Origin of the sequence: uncultured Maricaulis sp. (assembly GCF_905480005.1) — a bacterium.
GTDB lineage: Bacteria > Pseudomonadota > Alphaproteobacteria > Caulobacterales > Maricaulaceae > Maricaulis.
Genome location: NZ_CAJQOO010000072.1, coordinates 1 through 23,212, shown reverse-complemented (window position 1 = coordinate 23,212; position 23,212 = coordinate 1). Strand labels below are relative to the sequence as shown.

At 62.2% G+C, this 23,212-nt stretch carries 26 protein-coding genes and 1 tRNA gene; 11 read left to right on the top strand and 16 right to left on the bottom strand.

What is annotated here, in order from left to right:
• The first annotated feature begins 4 nt into the window (after positions 1 to 4).
• The 5 genes from atpA to QZ266_RS07550 all read left to right on the top strand — a co-directional run bounded on the left by atpA (position 5) and on the right by QZ266_RS07550 (position 5,319).
• Entirely contained in the window at positions 5 to 1,537 is a 1,533-nt protein-coding gene (atpA, locus tag QZ266_RS07570) for a F0F1 ATP synthase subunit alpha (RefSeq protein WP_295693447.1), read from the top strand.
• Positions 1,538 to 1,570: 33 nt separating this feature from the next.
• Positions 1,571 to 2,458: a F0F1 ATP synthase subunit gamma gene (locus tag QZ266_RS07565; RefSeq protein WP_295693444.1), complete on the top strand. Its 888-nt coding sequence runs from the start codon at positions 1,571 to 1,573 to the stop codon at positions 2,456 to 2,458.
• A gap of 17 nt (positions 2,459 to 2,475) precedes the next feature.
• Positions 2,476 to 3,915 (top strand): F0F1 ATP synthase subunit beta, encoded by a 1,440-nt coding sequence (atpD, locus tag QZ266_RS07560; RefSeq protein WP_295693442.1) that lies wholly within the window; start codon positions 2,476 to 2,478, stop codon positions 3,913 to 3,915.
• Positions 3,916 to 4,034: 119 nt separating this feature from the next.
• A complete protein-coding gene (locus QZ266_RS07555) occupies positions 4,035 to 4,811 on the top strand; it encodes a hypothetical protein (protein ID WP_295693439.1) in 777 nt (258 codons plus the stop codon).
• Between the two features lie 106 nt (positions 4,812 to 4,917).
• Positions 4,918 to 5,319: a F0F1 ATP synthase subunit epsilon gene (locus QZ266_RS07550; protein ID WP_295693436.1), complete on the top strand. Its 402-nt coding sequence runs from the start codon at positions 4,918 to 4,920 to the stop codon at positions 5,317 to 5,319.
• A gap of 39 nt (positions 5,320 to 5,358) precedes the next feature.
• On the opposite strand, the gene QZ266_RS07545 is transcribed toward QZ266_RS07550, so the two are convergent.
• The gene (locus QZ266_RS07545; protein WP_295693433.1) at positions 5,359 to 6,357 is read right to left on the bottom strand and encodes a helix-turn-helix domain-containing protein; all 999 of its coding nucleotides are present in this window, start codon (positions 6,355 to 6,357) and stop codon (positions 5,359 to 5,361) included.
• A gap of 102 nt (positions 6,358 to 6,459) precedes the next feature.
• Here QZ266_RS07545 and QZ266_RS07540 point away from each other — a divergent pair, with 102 nt between their 5' ends.
• Positions 6,460 to 8,019, top strand: a complete 1,560-nt coding sequence (locus QZ266_RS07540) for an amidohydrolase family protein (RefSeq protein WP_295693430.1) — start codon at positions 6,460 to 6,462, stop codon at positions 8,017 to 8,019.
• A 6-nt stretch (positions 8,020 to 8,025) separates the two neighbouring features.
• Here QZ266_RS07540 and QZ266_RS07535 read toward each other — a convergent pair whose 3' ends face one another.
• The 14 genes from QZ266_RS07535 to QZ266_RS07470 form a co-directional block, all read right to left on the bottom strand.
• Positions 8,026 to 8,526, bottom strand: coding sequence for an RNA pyrophosphohydrolase (locus QZ266_RS07535; protein ID WP_366523925.1), 501 nt, complete (start codon positions 8,524 to 8,526; stop codon positions 8,026 to 8,028).
• 5 nt (positions 8,527 to 8,531) lie between these two features.
• On the bottom strand, positions 8,532 to 9,878 hold the full coding sequence (locus QZ266_RS07530) for a divergent polysaccharide deacetylase family protein (RefSeq protein WP_295693423.1): 1,347 nt from the start codon (positions 9,876 to 9,878) through the stop codon (positions 8,532 to 8,534).
• Positions 9,879 to 10,032: 154 nt separating this feature from the next.
• Positions 10,033 to 11,346, bottom strand: a complete 1,314-nt coding sequence (locus QZ266_RS07525) for a S41 family peptidase (protein ID WP_295693420.1) — start codon at positions 11,344 to 11,346, stop codon at positions 10,033 to 10,035.
• Positions 11,347 to 11,391: 45 nt separating this feature from the next.
• The gene (locus QZ266_RS07520) at positions 11,392 to 12,597 is read right to left on the bottom strand and encodes a peptidoglycan DD-metalloendopeptidase family protein (protein WP_295693418.1); all 1,206 of its coding nucleotides are present in this window, start codon (positions 12,595 to 12,597) and stop codon (positions 11,392 to 11,394) included.
• A gap of 32 nt (positions 12,598 to 12,629) precedes the next feature.
• Positions 12,630 to 13,100, bottom strand: a complete 471-nt coding sequence (rlmH, locus tag QZ266_RS07515) for a 23S rRNA (pseudouridine(1915)-N(3))-methyltransferase RlmH (protein ID WP_295693415.1) — start codon at positions 13,098 to 13,100, stop codon at positions 12,630 to 12,632.
• Positions 13,101 to 13,511, bottom strand: a complete 411-nt coding sequence (gene rsfS / locus QZ266_RS07510) for a ribosome silencing factor (protein WP_366523926.1) — start codon at positions 13,509 to 13,511, stop codon at positions 13,101 to 13,103.
• A 42-nt stretch (positions 13,512 to 13,553) separates the two neighbouring features.
• Positions 13,554 to 14,558, bottom strand: coding sequence for an L-histidine N(alpha)-methyltransferase (gene egtD, locus QZ266_RS07505; RefSeq protein WP_295693412.1), 1,005 nt, complete (start codon positions 14,556 to 14,558; stop codon positions 13,554 to 13,556).
• Between the two features lie 30 nt (positions 14,559 to 14,588).
• Positions 14,589 to 15,191: a nicotinate-nucleotide adenylyltransferase gene (locus QZ266_RS07500; protein WP_295693409.1), complete on the bottom strand. Its 603-nt coding sequence runs from the start codon at positions 15,189 to 15,191 to the stop codon at positions 14,589 to 14,591.
• Positions 15,188 to 16,315 (bottom strand): glutamate 5-kinase, encoded by a 1,128-nt coding sequence (proB, locus tag QZ266_RS07495; RefSeq protein WP_295693406.1) that lies wholly within the window; start codon positions 16,313 to 16,315, stop codon positions 15,188 to 15,190. Before proB ends, QZ266_RS07500 begins: the two co-directional genes overlap by 4 nt.
• Positions 16,312 to 17,376, bottom strand: coding sequence for a GTPase ObgE (gene obgE, locus QZ266_RS07490; protein ID WP_295693403.1), 1,065 nt, complete (start codon positions 17,374 to 17,376; stop codon positions 16,312 to 16,314). Before obgE ends, proB begins: the two co-directional genes overlap by 4 nt.
• A gap of 190 nt (positions 17,377 to 17,566) precedes the next feature.
• Positions 17,567 to 18,088 carry a GNAT family N-acetyltransferase gene (locus QZ266_RS07485; RefSeq protein WP_295693401.1) on the bottom strand — a complete coding sequence of 174 codons (522 nt, stop codon included), beginning with the start codon at positions 18,086 to 18,088 and terminating at the stop codon, positions 17,567 to 17,569.
• A 121-nt stretch (positions 18,089 to 18,209) separates the two neighbouring features.
• Complete coding sequence (rpmA, locus tag QZ266_RS07480; RefSeq protein WP_295693399.1) at positions 18,210 to 18,479, bottom strand: 50S ribosomal protein L27; 270 nt, start codon at positions 18,477 to 18,479, stop codon at positions 18,210 to 18,212.
• A gap of 15 nt (positions 18,480 to 18,494) precedes the next feature.
• Positions 18,495 to 19,160 carry a 50S ribosomal protein L21 gene (locus QZ266_RS07475; protein ID WP_367178218.1) on the bottom strand — a complete coding sequence of 222 codons (666 nt, stop codon included), beginning with the start codon at positions 19,158 to 19,160 and terminating at the stop codon, positions 18,495 to 18,497.
• A 207-nt stretch (positions 19,161 to 19,367) separates the two neighbouring features.
• Complete coding sequence (locus QZ266_RS07470; protein WP_295693394.1) at positions 19,368 to 19,679, bottom strand: hypothetical protein; 312 nt, start codon at positions 19,677 to 19,679, stop codon at positions 19,368 to 19,370.
• Between the two features lie 152 nt (positions 19,680 to 19,831).
• Between QZ266_RS07470 and QZ266_RS07465 the strand changes: the two genes are divergently transcribed.
• The 5 genes from QZ266_RS07465 to QZ266_RS07445 all read left to right on the top strand — a co-directional run bounded on the left by QZ266_RS07465 (position 19,832) and on the right by QZ266_RS07445 (position 22,943).
• Positions 19,832 to 19,921: transfer RNA gene (locus tag QZ266_RS07465), tRNA-Ser, on the top strand.
• Positions 19,922 to 20,005: 84 nt separating this feature from the next.
• Positions 20,006 to 20,488, top strand: coding sequence for a DUF6538 domain-containing protein (locus QZ266_RS07460; protein ID WP_295693391.1), 483 nt, complete (start codon positions 20,006 to 20,008; stop codon positions 20,486 to 20,488).
• 75 nt (positions 20,489 to 20,563) lie between these two features.
• Positions 20,564 to 21,721, top strand: coding sequence for a site-specific integrase (locus QZ266_RS07455; RefSeq protein WP_295693388.1), 1,158 nt, complete (start codon positions 20,564 to 20,566; stop codon positions 21,719 to 21,721).
• 45 nt (positions 21,722 to 21,766) lie between these two features.
• Complete coding sequence (locus tag QZ266_RS07450; RefSeq protein ID WP_367178217.1) at positions 21,767 to 21,910, top strand: transposase; 144 nt, start codon at positions 21,767 to 21,769, stop codon at positions 21,908 to 21,910.
• Positions 21,870 to 22,943, top strand: coding sequence for an IS3 family transposase (locus tag QZ266_RS07445; RefSeq protein WP_295693385.1), 1,074 nt, complete (start codon positions 21,870 to 21,872; stop codon positions 22,941 to 22,943). Before QZ266_RS07450 ends, QZ266_RS07445 begins: the two co-directional genes overlap by 41 nt.
• Before the next feature lie 13 nt (positions 22,944 to 22,956).
• Here QZ266_RS07445 and QZ266_RS07440 read toward each other — a convergent pair.
• Positions 22,957 to 23,212, bottom strand: a 256-nt coding sequence (locus QZ266_RS07440) for a hypothetical protein (RefSeq protein ID WP_295693383.1), incomplete at its 5' end; no start/stop codon positions are given.

Genomic DNA, 23,212 nt, shown 5'->3' with positions numbered 1-23,212 from the left:
GTCCATGGACATCCGTGCCGCAGAAATTTCTGCGATCCTCAAGGATCAAATCAAGAATTACGGTGCCGAAGCGAAGGTTTCGGACGTGGGTAGCGTTCTGTCCGTTGGTGACGGTATTGCCCGCGTCTACGGCCTCGACGAAGTGAAGGCCGGCGAGCTCGTTGAGTTCCCGGGCGGCATCAAGGGCATGGCCCTGAACCTGGAGCGCGACAATGTCGGTTGCGTGATCTTCGGCGATGACCGGGGCATCAAGGAAGGTGACACGGTCAAGCGTCTTGGCTCGATCGTCGATACCTCCGTCGGCAAAGGCCTGCTGGGTCGCGTCGTTGATGGTCTCGGTGAGCCGATCGACGGCAAGGGCCCGCTCACGGATGTTGCCGAACGTCGCCGCGTCGACGTCAAGGCGCCGGGCATCATCCCGCGTAAATCCGTGCACGAGCCGATGGCGACGGGCATCAAGGCCATCGATGCCATGATCCCGGTCGGCCGTGGTCAGCGCGAGCTGATCATTGGTGACCGCCAGACCGGCAAGACCGCGATCGCGCTCGACACCATCCTCAACCAGAAAGCCATCAACGAAGGCGATGATGAGAGCGCCAAGCTCTACTGCATCTATGTCGCCGTCGGCCAGAAGCGTTCCACGGTCGCCCAGATCGTGAAGACGCTCGAGGAAAACGGCGCGCTGGATTACACCATCATCGTTGCGGCTACCGCTTCGGACCCGGCTCCGATGCAGTTCCTGGCACCGTTCACCGCCTGTGCAATGGCCGAGTATTTCCGTGATAACGGCATGCACTCGCTGATCGTCTATGATGATCTGTCCAAGCAGGCTGTTTCCTACCGCCAGATGTCCCTGCTCCTGCGTCGTCCGCCGGGCCGTGAAGCCTATCCGGGTGATGTCTTCTACCTTCACTCCCGCCTCCTCGAGCGCGCCGCGAAGCTGAATGAAGCGAACGGTTCGGGTTCCATGACGGCGCTGCCGATCATTGAAACCCAGGCGAACGACGTGTCGGCTTACATCCCGACCAACGTGATCTCGATCACCGACGGTCAGATCTTCCTGGAAACCGACCTCTTCTACCAGGGTATCCGCCCGGCCGTGAATGTGGGTCTGTCGGTGTCGCGCGTTGGCTCGGCTGCCCAGACCAAGGCCATGAAGCAGGTTGCCGGCAAGATGAAGGGCGAACTGGCCCAGTACCGCGAGATGGCGGCCTTCGCCCAGTTCGGTTCGGACCTCGACGCCGCGACCCAGAAATTGCTGAACCGGGGTCAGCGCCTGACCGAGCTTCTCAAGCAGCCGCAATTCTCGCCGCTGTCGATGGAGGAGCAGGTCTGCGTTATCTACGCCGGTACGCGTGGCTATCTCGACAAGCTGCCGACCGCCGATGTGCAGCGCTATGAAGCGGACCTGCTGCGTCACCTGCACAGCGAACATGCTGCGCTGCTGACGTCGATCCGCACCGAAAAGAAGCTGACCGACGACAGCGAAGGCAAGCTGAAGGCGGCACTCGACAAGTTCACCGAACATTTCGCGTGAACCTGATCGAGATCAACCGCTGAGGAGAGCCTGATGGCGAGCCTTAAGGACCTAAAAAACCGGATCGAAAGCGTCAAGTCGACGCAGAAGATCACGAAGGCGATGCAGATGGTGGCCGCTGCGAAACTGCGCCGTGCGCAGGAAGCAGCGGAAGCCGCGCGCCCCTACGCCCAGCGCATGGGGGCCGTGATGGCCAATCTGTCCACCGCCATGTCGGGAACCCCGGGGGCTTCGCCGCTCCTGGTGGGGACCGGCAAATCCGACAGCTATCTGCTGGTTGTCATGACCGCTGACCGCGGCCTGTGCGGGGGCTTCAACACGAACATCGTGAAGAAGGCCCGCGAGCGTATCAACGCGCTGAAGGCCGAGGGCAAGGACGTCAACATCATCTGCGTGGGCAAGAAGGGCGCTGACCAGCTCAAGCGTACCTTTGCCTCGCTGATCGTCGACAAGATGGACCTGTCCGCCGAGAAGACGATTTCCGGTGCCACATCGGCCCGGATCGGCGACAAGATCCGACACATGTTCGAGAATGGCGAGTTCGATGTTTGCGAACTCGTTTCGGCTGAGTTCGTTTCGGTCATCTCCCAGAAGCCGCGTTCCAAGGTTCTCATCCCGGCGATTGACGCCATCGATGAGGGTGTGGAGCGCCCGGATCTGGGTGGTGCCGTCTACGACGCCGAACCGGATGAGGAAACCATCCTCAACGTGCTGCTGCCGCGCTATGCCGACACCGTCATCCTCTCAGCCCTGCTGGAGAATGTCGCCGGCGAAATGGGTGCCAAGATGGCTGCCATGGACAACGCCACGCGCAATGCCGGCGAACTCATCGACAAACTCAACCTTGTTTATAACCGCACCCGTCAGGCGCAGATCACCACGGAGTTGACTGAAATCATCTCCGGCGCCGAGGCCCTCTAGGCAGAGGAACACACGCTATGACCACTTCCCAAGGACGCGTCGTCCAGATTACCGGCGCTGTTGTTGACGTTGAATTTGACGGCACACTGCCGGACATTCTCAACGCCCTGGAAACCACCAATGACGGCAAGGCGCTGACGCTTGAGGTTGCCCAGCACCTCGGCGAAAACACCGTCCGTACCATCGCCATGGACGCTACCGAAGGTCTCCAGCGCGGTACCGTTGTCACGGACACCGGTACCCCGATCATGGTTCCGGTCGGCCCGGGCACACTGGGCCGCATCATGAGCGTCACCGGTCAGCCGATCGATGAAGCTGGCGACGTGCCGCACACGATGAAGGCGCCGATCCACCGTCCGGCCCCGTCCTTCGCGGAACAGGCCACGGAAGCTGAAATCTTGCCGACCGGCATCAAGGTCGTCGATTTGCTCTGCCCATACGCAAAGGGTGGCAAGATCGGCCTGTTCGGCGGCGCCGGTGTTGGCAAGACGGTTCTGATTCAGGAATTGATCAACAACATTGCCAAGCTGTTCGGTGGTTACTCGGTCTTCGCCGGTGTCGGCGAGCGGACCCGTGAAGGTAACGACCTGTACTGGGAAATGATCGAATCCGGCGTGAACAAGGACCCCAAGGAGCATAACGGCTCCACGGAAGGGTCGCGTTGTGCCCTGGTCTTCGGTCAGATGAACGAGCCTCCCGGAGCGCGCGCCCGCGTCGCCCTGTCCGGTCTGGCCCAGGCTGAGTATTTCCGCGATGAAGAGGGCAAGGACGTTCTGTTCTTCGTCGACAACATCTTCCGCTTCACCCAGGCCGGTTCCGAAGTGTCCGCCCTTCTGGGCCGCATCCCGTCTGCCGTGGGCTATCAGCCGACACTGGCAACCGACATGGGTGCCCTGCAGGAGCGCATCACCTCGACCAACAAGGGTTCGATCACCTCGGTCCAGGCTGTGTATGTCCCGGCTGATGACCTGACCGACCCGGCTCCGGCCACGACCTTCGCCCACCTCGATGCGACCACGGTTCTGAACCGTGCGATCTCGGAAAAGGGTATCTATCCGGCTGTTGACCCGCTCGACTCCACCTCGCGCATCCTCGAGCCGCGCATCGTCGGTGACGAGCACTACCAGACGGCCCGCCGCGTTCAGGAAATCCTTCAGCGCTACAAGGCCCTGCAGGACATCATCGCGATCCTGGGCATGGATGAGCTGTCGGAGGAAGACAAGCTGACCGTGGCCCGCGCCCGTAAGGTCGAGCGCTTCCTTTCGCAGCCGTTCGACGTGGCTGAAATCTTCACCGGCTTCCCGGGCATCCAGGTGCCGGTCGCTGATACCGTGAAGGGCTTCAAGGCGATCTGTGACGGCGAGTACGATCACCTGCCGGAAGCCGCATTCTACATGGTTGGCACCATCGAGGACGCTGTGAAGAAGGCCGAGAAACTGGCTGCGGAAGCCGCGTAAGGCTCTCCTCCAGATTGGGTAAAAGGCCAGCACGTCTTGGGGCTGGCCTTTTCTTTTGGTCGCAACAAGGGCAGCCTGCGTCGTCAAGAACCGGGAATTCTGACGACGGGGGACCTCACATGCTTGCTGCTCTACTAACCGGCCTTGTCGGGGCCGTCGCATCCCCGCCACCGCCGCCGCCAGAGGCACCGGCTGCTGCCCAGGTCGATCATGACGGGTATGCGGGCGCTGACCTGTGGCGGGCTTGGTCAGCCTGGGTTCGGACCAGCGCCGTCGCTGGGCGTGACCACGCCTTCGAGGCCGCGATCGAGCATGACGGGTGGCGACGAGCATCCGACGGTCCGGTCACCTCCAGTACGACCGGTTATTGGAACGAGGCGTCCGACGCCGGCTTCGTTCAGCTCTGCAACGGCTCGACAGAGGATTGCGAGTGGGTCTATCGAAGTGCTCGCTTGACTGCCCGGCCGGACGACTTTCGCGCCATCGCCGAAGCGACATATGACGGGCAGGCGATAGCCGCGCGCCTTCGCGCACTGGACGTCACGCCAGCCGACCTGTCCGAACAACCGGCATTTGCTTTTCCGGATCTGGATTCGCTCGACGCGATGCTCGAGCCGACGCGGTCAGTGCAGATTGTCTGGGAGCGGGATTGTCCCGCTGTTGGAGGCTGGCAGGCTCGCCTGGCCGCCCAGGGTCCGCTGCCTCTCGGTCCGGTGGAAGGGGCTCGGCCGGAAATGCCGCCACCGCCATACCCAATCCACATCCGGCAAATTGTAGAACTTCCACTCGAGGCCTATGGGGGGGCTGATGTGACGGTCCGGGTCGAGGGCGTGCGGAATCGTGCGGTTTCCGATCTCTGGCAGGCCATCACGGACGGAATAGACGACTGCCATTGACCATTCAGCCGGGCTCGCTGCGACACCCCGCTGCGGGCTGAATGAAGGGGGTCCACAAGCCCGGGATTACCTGCTAGACGGACGCGGAATATCGAAGGTTAGAGCCATGGCTGACAAACTCCATTTTGATCTCGTCTCTCCGGAGCGCCGCCTGTTCGCCGGCAATGTCGAACAGGTTGTCGTGCCGGGCGAAGAGGGTGATTTCGGCGTGCTGCCGAACCACGCCCCTTTCATGTCCGTCATTCGCCCCGGCGCGATCACGGTCATTGATGGTGGGTCGGAAACTCGCACCTTCATCCATGGCGGTTTCGCCGAGGTGACGCCGGATGGTCTGACCATCCTCGCCGAAGAGGCGATTGCTGTTGCCGATATCGATACCGAGAAACTCGCCCAGGACCTGTCCGACGCCCGTGAAGATGTGACGGCTGCCAAGGACGAGGAAGAGCGCGATAATGCAGCCGCGCTTGTTGCGAAATATGAAGCCATGCAGGCCGTTGTCGCCCACTAGCGCCAACGCATTTGTGATGGGTTGATCAGGGTCGCTCCGTCAGGAGTGGCCTTTTTCATGGCTCCTTCGCCAGTCAGATGGCGCCTGACCGGTGATATCCTTGAAGGCTCGGTTGAAGTTGGACCGGGTCTGGAATCCGCAATCGAGCATGAGCTCGACCAATGGTCGCTTCGGTGTCTCGAGCATCAGCCGCTGGGCTTCCGCGACCCGATAGGTCGCCAGCCAGCGACTGACGGACATGTTCCAACGGGCGTTGATTGTCTCGGAAATCTGGCGCTGAGGGCAGCCGATCTGCCGGGCGAGACGGGCCACGCTCAGCTCGGCATCGCGCCAAGGCTCGCGCGCGGCCATGTGCGCTTCAAGTCGTTCCGGAAAGCCGCGCGCGGGCGTTCTCGTCCGCGCCCTTATCCATGCGATGGGACCGCTCTGATGCAAGCTGCAATAGAGAAAATAGATGAAGAAACCGATGAGTCCTGCGAGCGAAATCAACAGCCCAACCGAGCCCGACAAGGGTATCGGACGGGCGAGCTCGAGGACGATAATCGCATCGCCAAGGGCTGTGGCAGCAAGCCAGCCAGCGAGCATGACGCCCCACCGGGCCAGTGGCGGCGGCGCCATCTTGCGCGCCAGGCCAAATGTCGCAACCGCGTAGCCAACGGTGATCGCGAAGAGGGCAACATCCACCAGCCATCCGGTTGGCAGAGTGTGCAGTCCGTCCAGCCAGGGGAGCGCAAGCAGGCCTGCGGGGCCTGCCAGGTGGAAAAGGTCGCGCCGCCTCGGCATGCCGGGCGGGCGTGCCAGGGCTCGGGCGTGCAGGAAAATCAGGACAGGGAAGGCGGCTGCCAGAGCTGGCCGGACCAGATGGAGCTGGTCCGAGTGTCCGCTCGCCGCGAGACCGGTCAGGGCATGCATCAGGGCGAGCAGCCCAAAGGACGCCGCGAGCCAGATATGCGCAACCCTCTGCTCGCCCTTCAAGGATGCCAGATAGAGCGACATGAGCGCGGACAATGTGATCGAGACGGGCAGCAGCCAAATCATGCGCCCATCTAACGGGGTCTGATTGGGATGTCCAAGATCGCGTTCGAGGACGCATGAACGCCCGGCCCGGACTATCACCGCAAAGTCCAGATGGAGGATACCGTGCGACACGACCCCATACGTCCCAGCTTCCTTGCCTCGCTCCGCCTTGGCGCTATCCCGAGCCTTGTTTGCGGCGTGGTGGCCGCTTGCCAGTCGGCTCTGCCACCCGGCCCCGAACCCGCCTATGACTTGATCGTGACCGGCGCAATGATCGTGTCGCCCGAAAGCGTCCATGACGGGCAGGTTCTGGACGTCGCCATTGATGCCGGACAGATCGTGACAGTCGGTGATCTGTCGCCGGATTCAGCGCGCAACGTGATCGATGCCGATGGCCGCTTCCTGCTCCCTGGTCTGATTGATGGTCATGTTCACCTGTACCACGCGACCGGCTTGCGGCGCCGAGACACACCGGACTTCGAAGCCTTGCATGCGGCCTATCTTCGCCAAATGCCACGGAGCTATCTGTTTCATGGCTTCACGACCGTAGTGGAGCTCAATGCCGATCCCGAGACGAACGCGAGATTTCTGGAGGCTCCGGATCGACCGCGCCTCACGCACTGCGGGCCCGGGGTGGTGCTGCCTGATGGCTTCATGGCGCTGGAGGTGCCACTTGATGCTCTGGCAGATGCCTTTCCGGCCCTGCTGCATGATCGCTTCGGGCGGGCGACGCTCGCGCCTGGCATGCTTGCAGCGGACCATACGCCCGAAGCGGTTCTGGACGCCATCCAGGCGGCCGGCGGTGAATGCGTCAAACTCTATTATGAAGAGGCCCTCTGGTGGCCGGGAGGCGCGCCGGACTTCGCGTTGCCGTCCCTGCCGATCCTGCGGGAGGTCACGGCTGCCGCGCGTGCTCGCGGCCTGCCGGTCCTGCTTCACGCCACGACACCGGCGGGGGTTGAGGTGGGCATCTCAGCGGATGTCGACATCCTTGCACATGGCCCTTGGGAGTGGCCGCAGGACGGGTTTGCCGCCCCTGCGCCCGGTCAACAGGTAACAGAGACCATGGCGGCACTCGCCGGGACCGGGATTGGCATGCAATCCACCATGAGGACGCTGGCCAATACCGGCTCGCTCTTTCGGCCGGAGCTTCTCGATGATCCCGCCTGGCTGGATGTCATTCCGGGCGACATGCTTCGGCATTTGCGTTCGGGCGCCCAGATTCAACGCGACCAATTCCTGTCACGATTTGGCCCCGTCATCCTCGCCTCTGGTCAAACCGTCGAGGACATGCCGGCCCTCCAGGCCAATTTCTTTCACCGCTACCAGGCGCTTTTGGCTTGTTTCCACCAGAATGGAGGCTCGCTCCTGTTCGGCACCGACACGGCTGTCGGTGGATTTGGATGGGCTTCGCCGCCGGGGTTGGCAGGGTATTGGGAGATGCGGGACTGGGAGGAGTCCGGCATTTCCCCCGAGGACATCCTCGCAGCAGCAACGATCCGGAACGCGCGCGCCTTTGGCATGGGTGATCAGCGAGGCCTGATCGCCGCTGGCTATGATGCCGACCTCCTCATCCTCAATGCGGACCCGAGGGTGGCCATCTCGGCCTTCGAGCAGATCGAGACCGTGGTTCTGGAGGGACGCCCGATCGATCGGGCCAGCTTGTCGGCGCAGGCCGAGTGAAGGCGCTCAGTCTTGCAGCGCGAAGGGCGCGAAGGCTCGGGCGACTTCCATATAGACATCGCGCTTCCACGGGATGATGAGGTCGGGGATATCGCTCAACTGGCCCCAGCGCCAAGTGTCGAACTCCACTTCGGCATGGGCCTGAAGGTTGATGTCTGCGTCACTGCCATCGAAGCGGAAAGCGAACCAGCGCTGTTTCTGACCCAGATGGCGCTTCTTGTGGAAGCGAGGGTCCTCACGGACTTCCGGCGGGTAGTCATAGGCGAGCCAGCCCTTGATCTCACCGAGATAGCTCACCAGGCCGGCGGTGATCCCGGTCTCTTCGGCGAGCTCGCGCAGGGCGGCATCCTGGATGTTCTCGCCCGCATCAATCCCGCCCTGTGGCAATTGCCAATTCCAGGGCCCGGGTGTGCTGTCACGCCGTCCGAGCCAGATTTCGCCATTCTGATTAAACAGGGCAATGCCAACATTGGCGCGATGATGAGGGTAGGGATCGGAGGCCGTAATTGTCATCAGTGACCGTCGGAAGCCGGTGCGCCATAGCCATCATCACTTGCCGCTGCATCATCGGGATTCCGTGCCCAGCGATGGTCGGTGGAAGCCGACTCGTCATGCGGAAGGGCGGCTTCTGCTTCTGCCGCAAGGCGGGCTTCCAGGCGGCGGCGTGCCATCACGGCTGAAGGCGGGGCCAGCTGATAACCGCGAAGGTCGAGGCTGATGGCCCAGTCGCGAATCTGTTCAACCGTGGCTGGATAGGCGAATCCGGTTCCCAGTGCTGAGCCGTTCTGGATGGCCAGCGCTTCCAGTGCGAGGAGGCGCTCGTCGATGGCGTCCGGCGACAAGTCCTCGTCCAGGATCCGGTCGGCGACGGCGTATTTGATATCGGTGGCGTCAGCGGCAGCCTCGATGGTGGAGCGGCGCCCGGAGCCATCATGCAAGAACGCGACGCCGCGTTCTTCCAGAGTCCCAAAGACCTGTCGCATGGCGCCCTGTGATGCCGAAAAACGGGCGCCCAGATAATTCGTTACGCCGAAATAGCCAGTTGCGCGGCTCAGCACCCAGGTGAGGCGGCGGCTATTCTCTTCCGCAGTCCCGTCGGCCAGCAAGGTGTGCGGACCCGGGTCGTTATTGGGATAGTCGAAGGGCTCCATGGGGGCTTCGATAAGGACTTCATGGCCAGCCGCACGAGCACGGTCGATCCAGGTCTGGAGATCGCGTGTATAGGCGGCAAAGCTGAGCGCCACTTCCGGCGGCAAGTCGTTGATGGCGGCCTCGGTCACGGCAGAGTTAAGCCCCATGCCACCTATCACGACAGCGATTGTGGGGGCACCCGGGTCGCCATGGTAAGGCCGTGCATAGGCGCGTGACGGCCGCGAGCCATCCGCGGCGATGATCGGGAGCGGGCCGCCCGGACCCGGTTCAGTGAGGCCGGCGATCGGCGCTCTGGGCAGCGCATTGGGATTGGCGACCGCTGTCGTGCTTGCCGCGAGGCGAGCCTCGGCCTCAGCGGGGTCAGAGCCCGATGTGTCGGCTGACGCAGCCTCGGAGCGCGGGCTGGCGGGCGCATTGAACCCTTCGCGGACACCGGAAAGGGTCACTTCATCTTCGCCGGCCGGATCGAGAAAGCGAATGCCATCTCCGCGATCCGCCTCATCAGCGCGCATGGCTTGCTGGACCGGCTCCGGTATTGGCGCGGGTTCAACGTCACGAACCGCGCTCGGCAGCGCGATGTCGCCATTGCCGAACAGCGCCACCCCGCCAATCGCAAGGCTCAGGGCCACGGCAGCGGCAAGGCCGGCAAACAGCGGAGCCCGCAAGGTGAGAAGCGGCTGGGCGTGGCGAAGAAGGGCGGTCGACATGGCGGCGGCACGGTCTGTGGGTTGCACTTGAGGCGAGATTTACGGATCTCGCGTAAGTGCCAATGTGCGTGCCCCTGCTGTAAGAAACGGTTAACGGCGACGGGCTTTTGCCCGCCGCCGTCAATTCCGGTCCAACCTGTTTTGACTGTCAGCGTCAGGGACGCAATGAAGCCTGTTGGGTTTCCATGGCAGCGCTGAGGAGCTCGACCGCGCGATGCAGTTGATAATCCTCGTCTTCCGGCCAGTCAGCGGGCGGCTGCTCGACAGATGCGATGTCGGTGGTTTCACGCTCGTCGCCATTTTCGTTCTCGAGCGCGCCATCAAGGTCCGCCTCGGAGCCGATTTGTGGAACAGGGCTTTCCGCGTCTTCTTCCAGCGCCCATGCGGAAATCAGCTGATCCGGGATGATCCCTGTCGCCTGGATCGAACGGCCGGCCGGCGTGTAGTAGCGGCCGGTGGTCAGGCGCAGGGCGCCGTCACGTCCGCCACGCAACGGGATAATGGTCTGGATCGAACCCTTGCCGAAGCTTGTCATGCCGATCAGCTCGGCACGTTCGCGGTCCTGGAGTGCGCCGGCAACAATTTCCGCCGCGCTGGCTGTTCCCTCATTGATGAGGATCACGATCGGGACGCCGTCGAGGCGATCGCCCGGCCGGGCATTGTAGCGTTGGGTATCGCGCGGATCGCGGGTGCGGGTCGAGACCACCTCTCCGCCATCCAGGAAAACATCGGTAACGCCGATGGCCTGGTCCAGCAGTCCGCCGGGGTTGAAACGCATATCCAGGATGAGGCCTGGCAACTCGGCGCCGAACTCATCCTGCAGGTCCGTCAGGCCCTCATGGACCATTTCGGTCGTGCGCTCATTGAAGCCGGCAATGCGCATATAGGGCACACCGTTTTCGATCCGCGTGGCCACGGTGCGCAGCGGAATGGTATCGCGAACCAGGGTGACGTCGAAAGGATCGTCGGCCTCACGGGCAATCGTGATGGTGACCGGGTCGCCCACGGCGCCCCGCATCAGCGCGACCGCTTCATCGACGGAGATGCCGACAATGCCATCACCGTCCACGGCGATGATACGGTCATTGGTGCGCAGACCGGCGCGCTCGGCCGGCGTGTCCGCTATCGGAGAGACGATCGTGATGTATTGGTCGCGCCGGACCACTTCCATGCCCAGGCCGCCATACTCGCCGCGCGTGGTGACGCGGAGATCTTCGTAGGCATCAGGACTGTGATAGGCAGAGTGCGGGTCCAGCGAGGTCAGCATGCCTTCGATCGCGGCTTCGATCAGCTCGGCCTGGTCGGTGTCCGACACATAATCGGCTTCGATCCGGCTGAGCACATCGCCAAAAAGTTCGATCTGGCGGAAGCTCGCTGTCCGGTCTTCCTGAGCGCCCTCAGCGGACACCGCGATGGCGACAGCACCGACGGCCAGAGCCACCATCGAAACGAAGACATTGATACGCATGCTAACTCGCGTCCTTTGAGCGCGATGGGTCAGGCCCGGTTGCGATCAGGTCCGGAACCACGGGCCGGGATCGATCGCATCGTCATTCCGTCTCAGCTCCAGATACAAATCCGGTGCCGGTTGGGCATTCTCGGACATGGCGCCAACCGGCTCTCCGGCAAGGACGCTTTGACCGACGCTGGCATACGTCACGGACATGCCTGCCAGCACAACATAGTAGCCGTCGCCGACATTGAGTATCAAGAGACCGCCGTATGTGTTGAACGGTCCAGCAAACTCGACGCGACCATCGAAGGGAGACACTACCTGCGCTCGCGGACGGGTCCGAATGAAAATTCCTTCAGATGCTGTGCCATCTTCGGCCACTTCGCCAAATTCACGGACAATCTCCCCGCTTGCCGGCGGACGGAGGCGGCCGCGCGCATCGGCAAAGCGCAGGGTTTCAAGCGGTGCATTGGGCACGCGGGCCGAGACGAGGTCGCGAGGCGGACGCGGCCGGGGGCCGGGAATGCCGGTCTCAGGCGGTTGCCGACGTGGGTTCAGCGTCGGCATGACCTCAGCCATGCGCGACAATTCACCGATCAGCGAGCGGATAGAGCGGGCGCGCTGACCGGCTGTGCTCGAAGCCTCCAGATAGGCAACAGCCTCATTCCGGCGTCGCGCTTCCAGCGCCTGACGCTCGGCGATCAGCACTTCGAGTTCCAGACGCTGGGACGACAAGGTCCGTTCGGCTGTATTCAGCGTTGTCTGCTCGGCCTCGATGGAAGCCCGCACATCACGCAATCGTGTCAATTGGTTCGCGATCTGATCAGCCCTTTCACGCAGGGCCGGTGCGACTTCCGCCATCAGGGCGGCAGCGCGGGCGGCTTCGGCCGCATCATCCGGAGCGGCCAGTACGGCGGGCGGGGTCTGGCTTTCGATCCGCTGTATCGCGGCAAGAATGTCAATAAGGGTCTCACGATCTGCCGTGAGCCGGGCGAGAAGGTCCGCTTCTTCTCGGGTCAGGCGAGCCAGTTCGCGCTCGGCGTCCAGCGCAGCATTCTCGCTTGCACCGACACGTTCACCCAGATCAACCAGTTGCTGCTGCATCAGGGCGACTTCATTGGCCAGGCCTTCAGCCTGCCGGCGGGCTGCCTCTGCACGGCTGGCCGCCGCTTGCTCTTCCTGTTCCAGGCGCGCTGCCTCCTCCGGATCCGGTGGACTGGCTGGCTGCGTCTGGAATATCAGCAGGGCTGCGATGATGCTCAACATGGCGGGAAGGCTAGCTCGCTACCGGTTGGGGCTCAATCACGATGGTAAGGCGTGCCGGCGAGGATGGAGACCGCCCGGTATAGCTGTTCGGCCAGCATGACCCGCACCAGCTTGTGGGGGAAAACGGCCGGCCCGAAAGCGAGCGTCAAATCGGGATGCGGCAGCTGGCTCCGATCATGACCGTCGGCGCCGCCAATACAAAAAACCGCCTCTCGGCAGCCCTCATCACGCCATTGCCCGATCTGGCGAGCGAGTTGGCGCGAGGACAGGGCCTTGCCGCGCTCGTCCAGGAGAACAAGGCGTACACCGGGTTCCAGGCCGACTGCGAGCGCGCGGCTTTCTTCGCGCGCGCTCTTGAGCGACCGGTTGTCGATCTCTGTTTCGGAGAGAGGGCCCAGGCCGATCGCGCGACCGGTCGCTGTGCCGCGACCGGTATAATCATCAACGAGATCACGTTCGGGGCCGGATTTAACCCGCCCGACGGCCGTAATTCGCAGCTTCACCTAGGAGGCCGATGAGTCCGGCTCGACCGACCACATCTTTTCAAGATTGTAGAATTCCCGGACTTCCGGTCGGAACAGGTGGATGATGATGTCGCCAATATCGATCAGGACCCAGTCATTGGTCTGGGTGCCCTCGATACGGGCCTTTCCGCCACCGGCATCCTTGAGCTTGCGCACAAGATGATCCGCCAGCGAGGCAACATGCCTTGCCGAACGACCGGATGCGATGATCATGATATCGGTGATGGATGATTTTCCACGCAGATCGATGGCAACGACGTTTTCCGCCTTGTCGTCATCGAGCGAGTCGAGGATCAGGGTTTCCAGGGCCTCGACGGGGCCGTCATCGCCGGTGACGCGAACGGCGGCGGCCGTTTCCTGCTCAGCGCGGCGCGATAATTCCGTAGACAGGGTCTAAGTCCTCTCTGTCATTCCAATACAGCCCTAGCTATATCACGCTTTGGCGGCAGGTTCGAGCCAATGCAGCGTGAACAGGTCAGCCGGGTCGGACCAGGTCTGCAAGACATCAAAACCCACTGATTTTGCAAGGGAAGTGAAACTTTCCGGTGTGAATTTGTGGGAATTCTCGGTGTGGATGCTCTCACCTTCGCGCAGTTGAAATTCATGCCCTGACACGGTGAAGTGCAGGTCGCGGATCGCGATGAGATGCATCTCGATGCGAGCTTTTTCGGCATTCCAGATCGCCTTGTGGCGCAAGGCCGAGGCGTCAATTGTGCCGCCGAGTTCGTCATTGATGCGATCGATCAGGTTGAGATTGAACCGTGCGGTGACCCCGGCCTTGTCATCATAGGCCGCCACCAGACGGTCGGCATCCTTCACCCGGTCCGCTCCGATCAGGACGGCATCCCCGGGCCGCATGGCCTTGCGGAAACCAGACAGAAGCGCGCGTGCGCCCTCGGGCTCGAAATTTCCGATCGTGGATCCTGGAAAAAAGATGATCCGGCGACCACTCTCGAGTGTCAGGTGTTTGAGATCCAGGCCCTCGGTAAAGTCGGCACAGATCGCTCCGACCTGAAGGTTCGGATAGTCCGCGGCTATCTCCTGACAGGCCGATTCCAGATGCTCGCCGGAAATGTCGAGACCGACATAGGCGGCCGGCACGCTGAGCGCGTCCAGAAGTTTGCGGATTTTCACGCTCGAACCGGAACCCGGCTCGATCACCACGGCGCCCGGCCCGGCGAGTGCGGCCAGTTCCGAACCGATCTGGTCGAGTATGCCGAGCTCGGTCCGCGTGACGTAATACTCCGGGAGCGCGGTAATCTCATCGAAAATCGCCGACCCCTTGGCGTCATAGAAATAGACGGGGGTGAGCTGTTTCGGGGTTCGCGAAAAACCGTCCAGGACATCGGCCAGGAAATCCCCGGCCGGTGGTTGCTGGTCGTCGTAGAAGGCAAGCGCTGCGTGAGTGCTCGGGCGGCCGGAGACCCGGTCGTGCATGGTGCTGTCCTGTCGGCTTCGTCTGGAAAATCAATCGTGCGCGCGCAGCGCAGTCGAGGAGTGCGAGTGTAACCTCTCAGTTAGATAGGTCCATGCCGGTGTCGATTGGAGCGGCAGTGAGGCCGCTTCGCTCTCACGAAGTCGTGAGCTGGCATAGTGCCGCGCTGCGCGCGACAGCCGCGCCCGAACAGCATCTTGGGGTCTGGAGATAACGGCGACGGGCACGGTTTCAAATATGCGGTTCCAATTGGCCCAGTGATGAATTCCGGCCAGATTGTCCGCGCCCATCAGCCAGACGAAATGGGTCGCGGGATAGCGGCGCTTGAGATGGTGAAGGAGGTCCACTGTCCGGGTGGTCCCGAGCCGGGTCTCGATATCGCTGACCTTCATGCCCGGTTGGTTGGCGATGGCCTCGACCGCAGCGAAGCGACGCTCGAAATCGCCGGTCGGATTGCCCTTGAGCGGATTCTGCGGCGTGACAAGCCACCAGACCTGATCAAGGCCCAATCGGCGCATGGCTGTCCGGGCCACATGCCTGTGGCCGGCATGGGGCGGATCAAAACTGCCGCCAAACAGGCCAATGCGCATGCCGGCAGAGACGCCCTCTCCCCGCAGCGCCCCCAGGCGCGTCATCGACCGTCCTCCTGTGAGGAAACCCGAACGATATCGTCAGTATGGACGAGGGCGGCAGCGCGGCGATAGCCGAGCCGGTCTTCGGCCTCGTCGCTGCGGCAACCAGCAAGCTGGCGGGCCTCGTCCGCGCCATAGGCTGTGACGCCCCGCGCCACCAGCTCACCCTGAGGCCCGAGAATACGAATGGTGTCACCGCGTTCAAACTGTCCATCAACCGCCGTCACTCCCACGGGCAGAAGTGACTTGCCGTCCTGCAGCGCTCCGACCGCGCCCGCATCGATGCGAAGCGCGCCATTCGGGCTGACGACCCCGGAGATCCAGCGTTCGCGGGCGCTGGTCGAGCTGTTTGCCGGATGGAACCAGCTGCCATGGTTCGCACGCGACAGGCTGAGAATGGGATGTCGGGCTGTCCCGATGGCAATCGCGGTAGAGCAGCCGGACGCACCGGCCAGCTCGGCGGCCATGATCTTGGTCCGCATTCCACCGGTGCCGACACCGCGCTCGGCATTGGCCCGGCCGGCCATGGCCTGAATGTGTGCATTGATGACCGGCACATCGTGTTGCGCCTGAGCGTCGGGGTGTCTGCGAGGGTCTGCGTCATAAAGCGCGTCGACATCGCTGAGAAGAACCAGAAGTTCGGCCCCGGTCAGCTGCGCCACGCGAGCAGCGAGACGGTCATTATCGCCATAGCGAATCTCGTCCGTGGCAATCGTATCATTCTCGTTGACGATGGGCAGGGCACCCAGATCCATCAGGGTGGACAGTGTCGCGCGCGCATTGAGCCAGCTGCGGCGGCTTTCCGTCACATCAAGTGTAAGGAGGGCCTGCGCCGTGGCCACGCCATGGGGCGCAAAGGCGCTCTCCCAGAGGTCCAGGAGGCGGGGTTGTCCCGTCGCCGCCGCGGCCTGTTTCTGTTCGAGCGAGAGCGTGCCCGCGGGCAGGCCAAGTCGATCACGACCAAGGGCCACCGCGCCTGAGGACACCAGCGTGACCCGTGCCCCGCCCTCGCGGAGTGCGATGATATCATCGGCGATCGCGCCCATGACCGGTTCGCCAGCCTGAATCAGGCTGGAGCCAACCTTGACGACAACGCCCCGCGCCGTGCCGAGGTCACGCGGTGTCATGACGGGGTCCAGCCGTCCTCGCCCTTTTCTGCTGCGAGGGCAGTTTCAATGGCGGCCTTCTCGGCGCGGCGGGTCTCGAGCACGACTTCCCAGGCGCTGCCGCACAATTCCTTGACGCCATTTCCGGCGACACCGGACAGGGTCATGACCGTTTTTCCACTCTCGGCTTCCAGGGCGGCAGTTTTCTCGGCCACCATCCCGGCATCCATCGCATCTGTCTTGTTGAGCGCGAGAATCTCGTGCTTGTCCGGCAGCCCGTCGCCATAGGCTTCCAGTTCGCCACGGACAGTGCGATAGGCACCAACCACATCGTCCTGTGTCCCGTCGATGAGATGGATCAGGGAGGCGCATCGCTCGATATGGCCAAGAAATCGATCGCCAATCCCGGCGCCCTCATGGGCGCCCTCGATCAGGCCGGGAATGTCGGCCACGATGAAGCGCGATCCCGGGCCCAGATCAACCACACCGAGATTGGGATAGAGCGTCGTGAACGGATAGGCCGCAATCTTCGGATTGGCCTTGCTGACGACGGAGAGGAAGGTCGACTTGCCGGCATTGGGAAGCCCGACCAGACCGACATCGGCGATCAGTTTCAGCCGAAGCCAGATCCAGCGCTCCTCGCCCGGCCAGCCGGGAATGGTCTTGCGCGGCGCCTGGTTGGTTGACGTCTTGAAGTGGGAATTCCCCTTGCCACCATCGCCACCGCGCGCCAGCAGGACGCGTTGGCCGATATCCGTCAGGTCGGCGAGGACTTCCTCCTTGTCCTCATCAAGGATCTGGGTGCCGGCTGGCACCTGCAAGACAACATCTTCACCACTCGCCCCGGTGCGGTTGCGACCCATGCCATGCATGCCGGTATCGGCCTTGAAATGCTGCTTGTAGCGATAGTCGATCAGCGTGTTGAGGCCTTCGACCGCCTCGATCCAGACATCGCCGCCCTTGCCGCCATCGCCCCCATCGGGCCCGCCATATTCGACATAGGCCTCGCGCCGAAACGACACGCAGCCACCGCCGCCATTGCCGGAGCGGACATAGACTTTGGCTTGGTCGAGGAATTTCATGGACGGAGCTTTCTGGACTGCACAGCGGGTATTTGCACAGTCTATACAGGCAAAACAACGGGAAATCAGTGCGTTTTAGCGGTGATCGGGTCGGCGGGCGCGGCGACCTCAATGAAGACGGATCTGTCGGTTTCAGTGAGTTCGGACACACGGTGCGCGGCTGACCGGGTCAAACAGCCTTCGGGCCCGGTCAAAGTGAGAGTGAAAGCTCATGCATGTCAGCCGGGCCCATGCGCGCCATCGAGAAAGCCCGCACACCGTCGCCTTCATGTCGGAAGCCGAGCTTCTCCAACACGCGTCCCGAGGCCGGATTGTCCTTGTAGAACCCGGCGATCACACGTCGCGTGCCCAGCGTGTCGCGGGCATAATCGACCAGGCCTTGTCCCAGTTCGGTCGCCAGGCCGCGGCCCCACCATGGCTTGGCGATCCAGTAGCCTATCTCCCATTCTGAACCGGGCGCACGCTTGAACACGCCGCCGCCGCCAACCAACTGCGAGTCCATCTCGACGGTCAGGGAGAGGTTCCCGCCTGGCTGCCAGCTGGCACGGGTCGTCAGGACCCACATCTCTGCCGCCAGCGCCGGATAGGGATGGGGGACGCGGGCCGTGTTCTTTGCCACATCATAATCGCCCAGATAGGTCGATATATCCGGGGCGTCGCCCAGCTCGGGCAGGCGCATCAACAGGCGTTCGGTTTCAATCCGCGGGCCCATGAGCCTCTCCTCGCGGGGGGAGAATAGAAAAAGGGGAGGCGGTGGTCCGTCTCCCCTTTAACGCGTCTGGCGCTGTCGGACCCTGCCTGTTCAAGACACGGTCCGAATATGTGCGAACCGCTTATTCTGCTGCTTTGGCAGTCGGCTCTACCGAGACGAAAGCCTTGCCGCCGGACTTTTTCGCGAAGACCACACGGCCTTCGGTAAGCGCGAAGAGGGTATGGTCCTTGCCCATGCCGACATTGGCACCCGGATTCACCTTGGTGCCGCGCTGGCGCACGATAATGTTGCCGGGAATGACTTCCTGGCCGCCATACTTCTTCACACCAAGGCGGCGACCTGCGGAGTCGCGACCGTTACGGGATGAACCGCCTGCTTTTTTGTGAGCCATTGATCAGTCCTCCGATTACTTGGCCAGCGCCTTGGCGGCGTTGATCCAGTCGTTTTTCTCAGCCTTCGCCTTGAGACCCGTGATGGTCTCGTTCAGGGCGTCGACATCTGCATCGGTCCAGGCCGCGATCTGCGCGAACGTGGTGATGCCGGCTTCGTTCAGCTTGGTGGCGAGGGCGGGACCCACACCAGTCAGCTCGGTCAGCGTATCAGCGGCTGCAGCCTTCGGCGCGGCAGCTTTCTTGGCCTGAGCCTTCTCAGCTTTCGGCGCCGCTGCCTTCGGAGCGGCAGCCTTGGCTTTCGCCTTCGGTGCTTCTGCGGCTTTCGGGGCGGCCGTGGTTGACTTCAGCGCAGTCTTGGCCTTCTCGCCCGGCGCGACGATTTCCGCGATGCGAACGACCGAACCCCACTGACGGTGGCCCTTCGTACGGCGGTAATTCTTGCGGCGACGCTTTTTGAAGACGATGATCTTGCGCGCGCGATTGGTGTCCAGCAGCTCGCCGATCACCTGGGCGCCATCAACGGTCGGCGAACCAACCGTGACGCCGGAATCGGAGCCGAGCATCAGTACATCACCGAGATCGAGCGTGTCGCCTGCGGCGCCGTCGAGCTTCTCGATGCGAATTTCGTCGCCAGCGGCAACGCGGTATTGCTTACCGCCGGTCTTGATCACTGCAAACATGATCGTTTCTATCCTTTTGTCCGATCCGTCCGATGCCGCGGGATCACCTTGATCCGGTTGGCTCGGCGGGTCCTTTTTCTTCACTCCGTATGCCCGGAGCGTTGTTCATGATTTATGGGCCCGCCACGGCAAGCCGAGCGAGCAGGAGCGGGCGTTATACGCACGCCCGCTCCAGAGTCAATTAGCTGAACCTGCGAAAGTCGTGTATTACCGCCCCGGGCCACCGAATGTGTCCGGGCGAACTTCGCCGCGATTGCCATCGCGGGTCGAGTCCACGCCCTCGCGAACGCGTTCCTGATAGGCGTCCCACTCGGCTTCGGTGTAACAGATCCGCTCGCGCTGGCGCGTACCCGTGATCTGGATGCGGCGACAGGTAAAGCGATCGCCGTCGGAGGTGACGCCCTGGTCGGGAAGCGCTTCGGCCACATCTTCGTTCGAGGTGGTTGCACAGCCGGCGACGGCGGTGAGTGTCACGGCGCCAACGGCACAGGCGAGAGTCTTGATAGTGAACTTGATCATACTGGTCACGATACCCCTTATTATGTGTTGGCGCTGACCATAAAGGACAGAGTGCCGGTTCGCAAAATGAACTTTTTGCGTGCGCTGCCGCGCCCGTACCGCATCCGCCTCTTGATTTTGTCGGCTCACTCAGTACAAACGCGCTTCCCCGCGGAGAGGTGCCGGAGTGGTTGAACGGGGCGGTCTCGAAAACCGTTGAGCGCGCAAGCGTTCCGAGGGTTCGAATCCCTCTCTCTCCGCCACTATTTCCCTAAGCACCGAAAATCCCACAAAACATTGTAATCTGAGGCGTTTAATGTAGCGCCCTGGTACAGAAAATGGTACAAATGGGCATGCAAAAAGTGCCCCATCACGAGCGCCTCTATAAGCGCGGAAACACCTATCAGTACCGCTTTCTCGTTCCTGCGGAGTTGCGGGCGTATTTCGGCGGCAAGTCCGAAATCAAGAAGTCGCTCAAGACCGATAGCCTCAAGGAGGCCAAGGTTCGCTGGGCGCGCGAATGCGCGCAGACCGATCGCGAAATCGCTGACGCCAGGCATAAGCTTGAGACGAGTAGCAACAGCCACCGCACGCCTACGAAATCCGAAGCTTGGACAATGGTCAGGGACTGGCATACAGAACAGCTGGAGAGGGAGAAGCTAGCGCTTGCCAGTGCCAGCATCGAAGACCTTCCCGCGCGGCTGCAACACTCGCGCGAAGAGCAAACCGCTCATGCACAACACGGATTTGTTCAGAAGTTCCATCCGATGGCTGACGCCGTGTTGGGGTTCCTTTGCGAGAGGAATGACTTGCAGACCCCAGCGCCGTAGTCTGAAGTCTACTGCTACATGGCTGATCTCATCCATCGGGCAAGGGCGGATGTCCTACGTCGAAGCATTGCTCTCATGGAGAACGATACCAATGAACATCCTGCGGGCATTGACCGTGTGTTCCTAGATGGTCCACCTGAGCCGCAAGACCTACAACCAGTAGCAACAATGTTGAACCCGGGTTCAAAACACGTGGCGGTCCCGCTGGGCAATGCGGTCGAAGCGTATGTGAACGATCCCACTCGGAATGCGAAAGACAGCACGCGTCGCGCCAATAGAGACAAGCTCTCGCCCCTCGTAAGACACTTTGGTGCCGACGCAGACCTCAAAGGCATTACGAGTGAAGACTTTGAAGCGTGGACGCGGCTCCTTCTCAGGCTTCCCAAGAATGCCGGAAAACGTTTTCCCGCTGGCTCACTTGAGGAAATGGTGAAAGCTGGCGAGGCCGTTAGAGCGGAGCCGATAGCCCGGTCTAACGCGAGGGGAATACAGCAATCTGCCTCTAGCCTTATCGATCATCTCGTCAAACGCGAGCGCCTCGATCGAAATCGGCTAAAACCACACATTCTCCCGAAGACGAAGTTCACCAAACCTTCGCGGAGACCATTCACCGTGGCTGAGCTGAATACGCTCTTCCGGCAGCCAGTATTTACCGGGTGCATTGATGAGGAAAGAGGCTTCTCCAAAACCGGCCCCAACGTACCGAAGAGGAGCCGCTACTGGTTGCCCCTGATTGCTTTGTTCACCGGCATGCGAATGGGAGAGATTGCACAGCTTTGGACTGACGACGTGTTGGAGCCGGATGGCGTCTGGGCTCTTCGCGTCCAATTCAATGCAGACCGCGATCAGGAGCTAAAGAACCCTGGAAGCGATCGCATTATTCCTATCCATAAAACGCTAATTGACCTCGGGTTTGTTGATTGGGCTTCTGCTGCGCGGCAAAAGAATGCCTCCCGGTTGTTCCCCGACATACCGAAGTCGAAGGACAAACAAGACTTCTCAAGCATCTTCTCGAAGCGTTTCTCAAAGTTTCTGGAGACCGCTGATCTTTGGAGGGACGGACGAACGTTTCACTCCTTGAGACACAATTTTCGAGATGCGGTCCGTGATGCCGATCTCTCCGATAGTGTGGCCAAAGTCCTTGGTGGCTGGGCGGATGACGACCCTCACAATCAATATGGTCGAGGATACAAGATTGAGATGCTCAAAGCTGCGATTGACCCAGCCCCCTGAATTCCGGCCAGGGGATGGTAGAGTCCATCGAGAAGAGGATGGACGATGCGCAAAAGCCGTTATTCGGAAGAACAGATTATCGGGATGCTCCGCGAGCACGAAGCGGGTGTCACGACCAAGGAGCTATGCCGCAAGTACGGCATCTCGGATGCGACGTTTACAAGTACAAGGCCAAGTTCGGCGGCATGACGGTGTCGGATGCCCAGCGGCTGCGGACGCTGGAGGCGGAGAATGCCAAGCTGAAGAAGCTTCTTGCCGAACAGATGCTGGACAATGCGGCGCTGAAGGATCTGGCCTCAAAAAACTTCTGACGCCCGATGTGAAGCGACGGGCCGCGCGTCACCTGATGGAGGCGCACGGGCTGAGCGAACGTCGGGCGTGCCGGTTGGCCCGGCTGGACCGGTCGACCTTCCAGTATCGCAAGCGCGATGCGGGCGATGAGCGCCTGCGCGCACGTCTGCGTGATCTGGCCGGGGAGCGGCGTCGCTTCGGCTATCGCCGCCTGGGCATCCTTCTGGCCCGGGAGGGGCTGAATGCGAACCACAAGAAGCTTTATCGTATCTACCGCGAGGAAGGGTTGGCCGTGCGGCGGCGGCGAGGGCGCAAACGGGCCACGGGGACGCGGCGTCCGATGGTGCTGCCGAGCGGCCCCAACCAGCGTTGGAGCCTGGACTTCGTATCCGATGCGCTCACGGACGGGCGGCGGTTCCGAACCCTGTGCGTGGTCGACGACTTCACACGCGAGGCTCTGGCGATCGTGGTCGACACCTCGCTCTCGGGCGTGCGGGTCGGCCGGGAACTGGACCGGATCATCGCCCGGCGCGGCAGGCCGACCATGATCGTCTCGGACAATGGCACCGAACTGACGAGCCACGCCATCCTGCGCTGGCAAAAGCAACGCGGTATCGAGTGGCACTACATCGCGCCGGGAAAGCCCCAGCAGAACGGCTTCGTGGAGAGCTTCAACGGACGTCTGCGGGACGAATGCCTCAACGAGCACCTGTTCACCGCTCTGGCGGAGGCGCGAACCCTGATCGAGGCCTGGCGGGTCGACTACAATACCTGCCGGCCCCACACCTCGCTGGGCGGACTGGCGCCTGCCATCTACGCCCAGCAAACCCGCAAACACCGGCCCGGTTCGCCTGAGCTACGCATGGGCTCCGCTCACCGGGCCTTGAACCCAGAACCCAAACAGGAAAGAAAGGCGAACAGACTCTACTAACGAGCGGCCCGGATCAGGGGGCTGGGTCAGGGGTCACGATGCGGCGTCGCTCGCGCTCGATCGCCTGTGCCAGATCATCGAGAGTGGTCGCGTTGGGCGGCGCCCGGAGCAGGTCACGAGCCATTGGATCATCCATCATTCGCGCGAAACGCTCCGGTGACTCAGCGGCCAGCCGGGCAACATCGGCTCGGTGCCGCATGTCCGAGATGGCGGTGTAGGTCCGCGCGGGAATGGAGTCAGCCCAGCTGGGTCGCCCGAGGAAACGCTCG

What these genes read in the sequence shown, in the direction of transcription:
- QZ266_RS07520 (WP_295693418.1), bottom strand. Translation starts at nt 12,597, where the DNA reads ATGTTGAGCATCATCGCAGCCCTGCTGATATTCCAGACGCAGCCAGCC.
- egtD (WP_295693412.1), bottom strand. Translation starts at nt 14,558, where the DNA reads ATGCACGACCGGGTCTCCGGCCGCCCGAGCACTCACGCAGCGCTTGCC.
- obgE (WP_295693403.1), bottom strand. Translation starts at nt 17,376, where the DNA reads ATGAAATTCCTCGACCAAGCCAAAGTCTATGTCCGCTCCGGCAATGGC.
- QZ266_RS07455 (WP_295693388.1), top strand. Translation starts at nt 20,564, where the DNA reads ATGGAGAACGATACCAATGAACATCCTGCGGGCATTGACCGTGTGTTC.
- rpmA (WP_295693399.1), bottom strand. Translation starts at nt 18,479, where the DNA reads ATGGCTCACAAAAAAGCAGGCGGTTCATCCCGTAACGGTCGCGACTCC.
- QZ266_RS07445 (WP_295693385.1), top strand. Translation starts at nt 21,870, where the DNA reads ATGCGACGTTTACAAGTACAAGGCCAAGTTCGGCGGCATGACGGTGTC.
- QZ266_RS07485 (WP_295693401.1), bottom strand. Translation starts at nt 18,088, where the DNA reads ATGGGCCCGCGGATTGAAACCGAACGCCTGTTGATGCGCCTGCCCGAG.
- proB (WP_295693406.1), bottom strand. Translation starts at nt 16,315, where the DNA reads ATGACACCGCGTGACCTCGGCACGGCGCGGGGCGTTGTCGTCAAGGTT.
- QZ266_RS07550 (WP_295693436.1), top strand. Translation starts at nt 4,918, where the DNA reads ATGGCTGACAAACTCCATTTTGATCTCGTCTCTCCGGAGCGCCGCCTG.
- QZ266_RS07500 (WP_295693409.1), bottom strand. Translation starts at nt 15,191, where the DNA reads ATGACGCGCCTGGGGGCGCTGCGGGGAGAGGGCGTCTCTGCCGGCATG.
- atpD (WP_295693442.1), top strand. Translation starts at nt 2,476, where the DNA reads ATGACCACTTCCCAAGGACGCGTCGTCCAGATTACCGGCGCTGTTGTT.
- QZ266_RS07565 (WP_295693444.1), top strand. Translation starts at nt 1,571, where the DNA reads ATGGCGAGCCTTAAGGACCTAAAAAACCGGATCGAAAGCGTCAAGTCG.
- QZ266_RS07525 (WP_295693420.1), bottom strand. Translation starts at nt 11,346, where the DNA reads ATGCGTATCAATGTCTTCGTTTCGATGGTGGCTCTGGCCGTCGGTGCT.
- QZ266_RS07530 (WP_295693423.1), bottom strand. Translation starts at nt 9,878, where the DNA reads ATGTCGACCGCCCTTCTTCGCCACGCCCAGCCGCTTCTCACCTTGCGG.
- atpA (WP_295693447.1), top strand. Translation starts at nt 5, where the DNA reads ATGGACATCCGTGCCGCAGAAATTTCTGCGATCCTCAAGGATCAAATC.
- QZ266_RS07460 (WP_295693391.1), top strand. Translation starts at nt 20,006, where the DNA reads ATGGGCATGCAAAAAGTGCCCCATCACGAGCGCCTCTATAAGCGCGGA.
- QZ266_RS07450 (WP_367178217.1), top strand. Translation starts at nt 21,767, where the DNA reads ATGCGCAAAAGCCGTTATTCGGAAGAACAGATTATCGGGATGCTCCGC.
- QZ266_RS07555 (WP_295693439.1), top strand. Translation starts at nt 4,035, where the DNA reads ATGCTTGCTGCTCTACTAACCGGCCTTGTCGGGGCCGTCGCATCCCCG.
- QZ266_RS07470 (WP_295693394.1), bottom strand. Translation starts at nt 19,679, where the DNA reads ATGATCAAGTTCACTATCAAGACTCTCGCCTGTGCCGTTGGCGCCGTG.
- QZ266_RS07475 (WP_367178218.1), bottom strand. Translation starts at nt 19,160, where the DNA reads ATGTTTGCAGTGATCAAGACCGGCGGTAAGCAATACCGCGTTGCCGCT.
- QZ266_RS07545 (WP_295693433.1), bottom strand. Translation starts at nt 6,357, where the DNA reads ATGATTTGGCTGCTGCCCGTCTCGATCACATTGTCCGCGCTCATGTCG.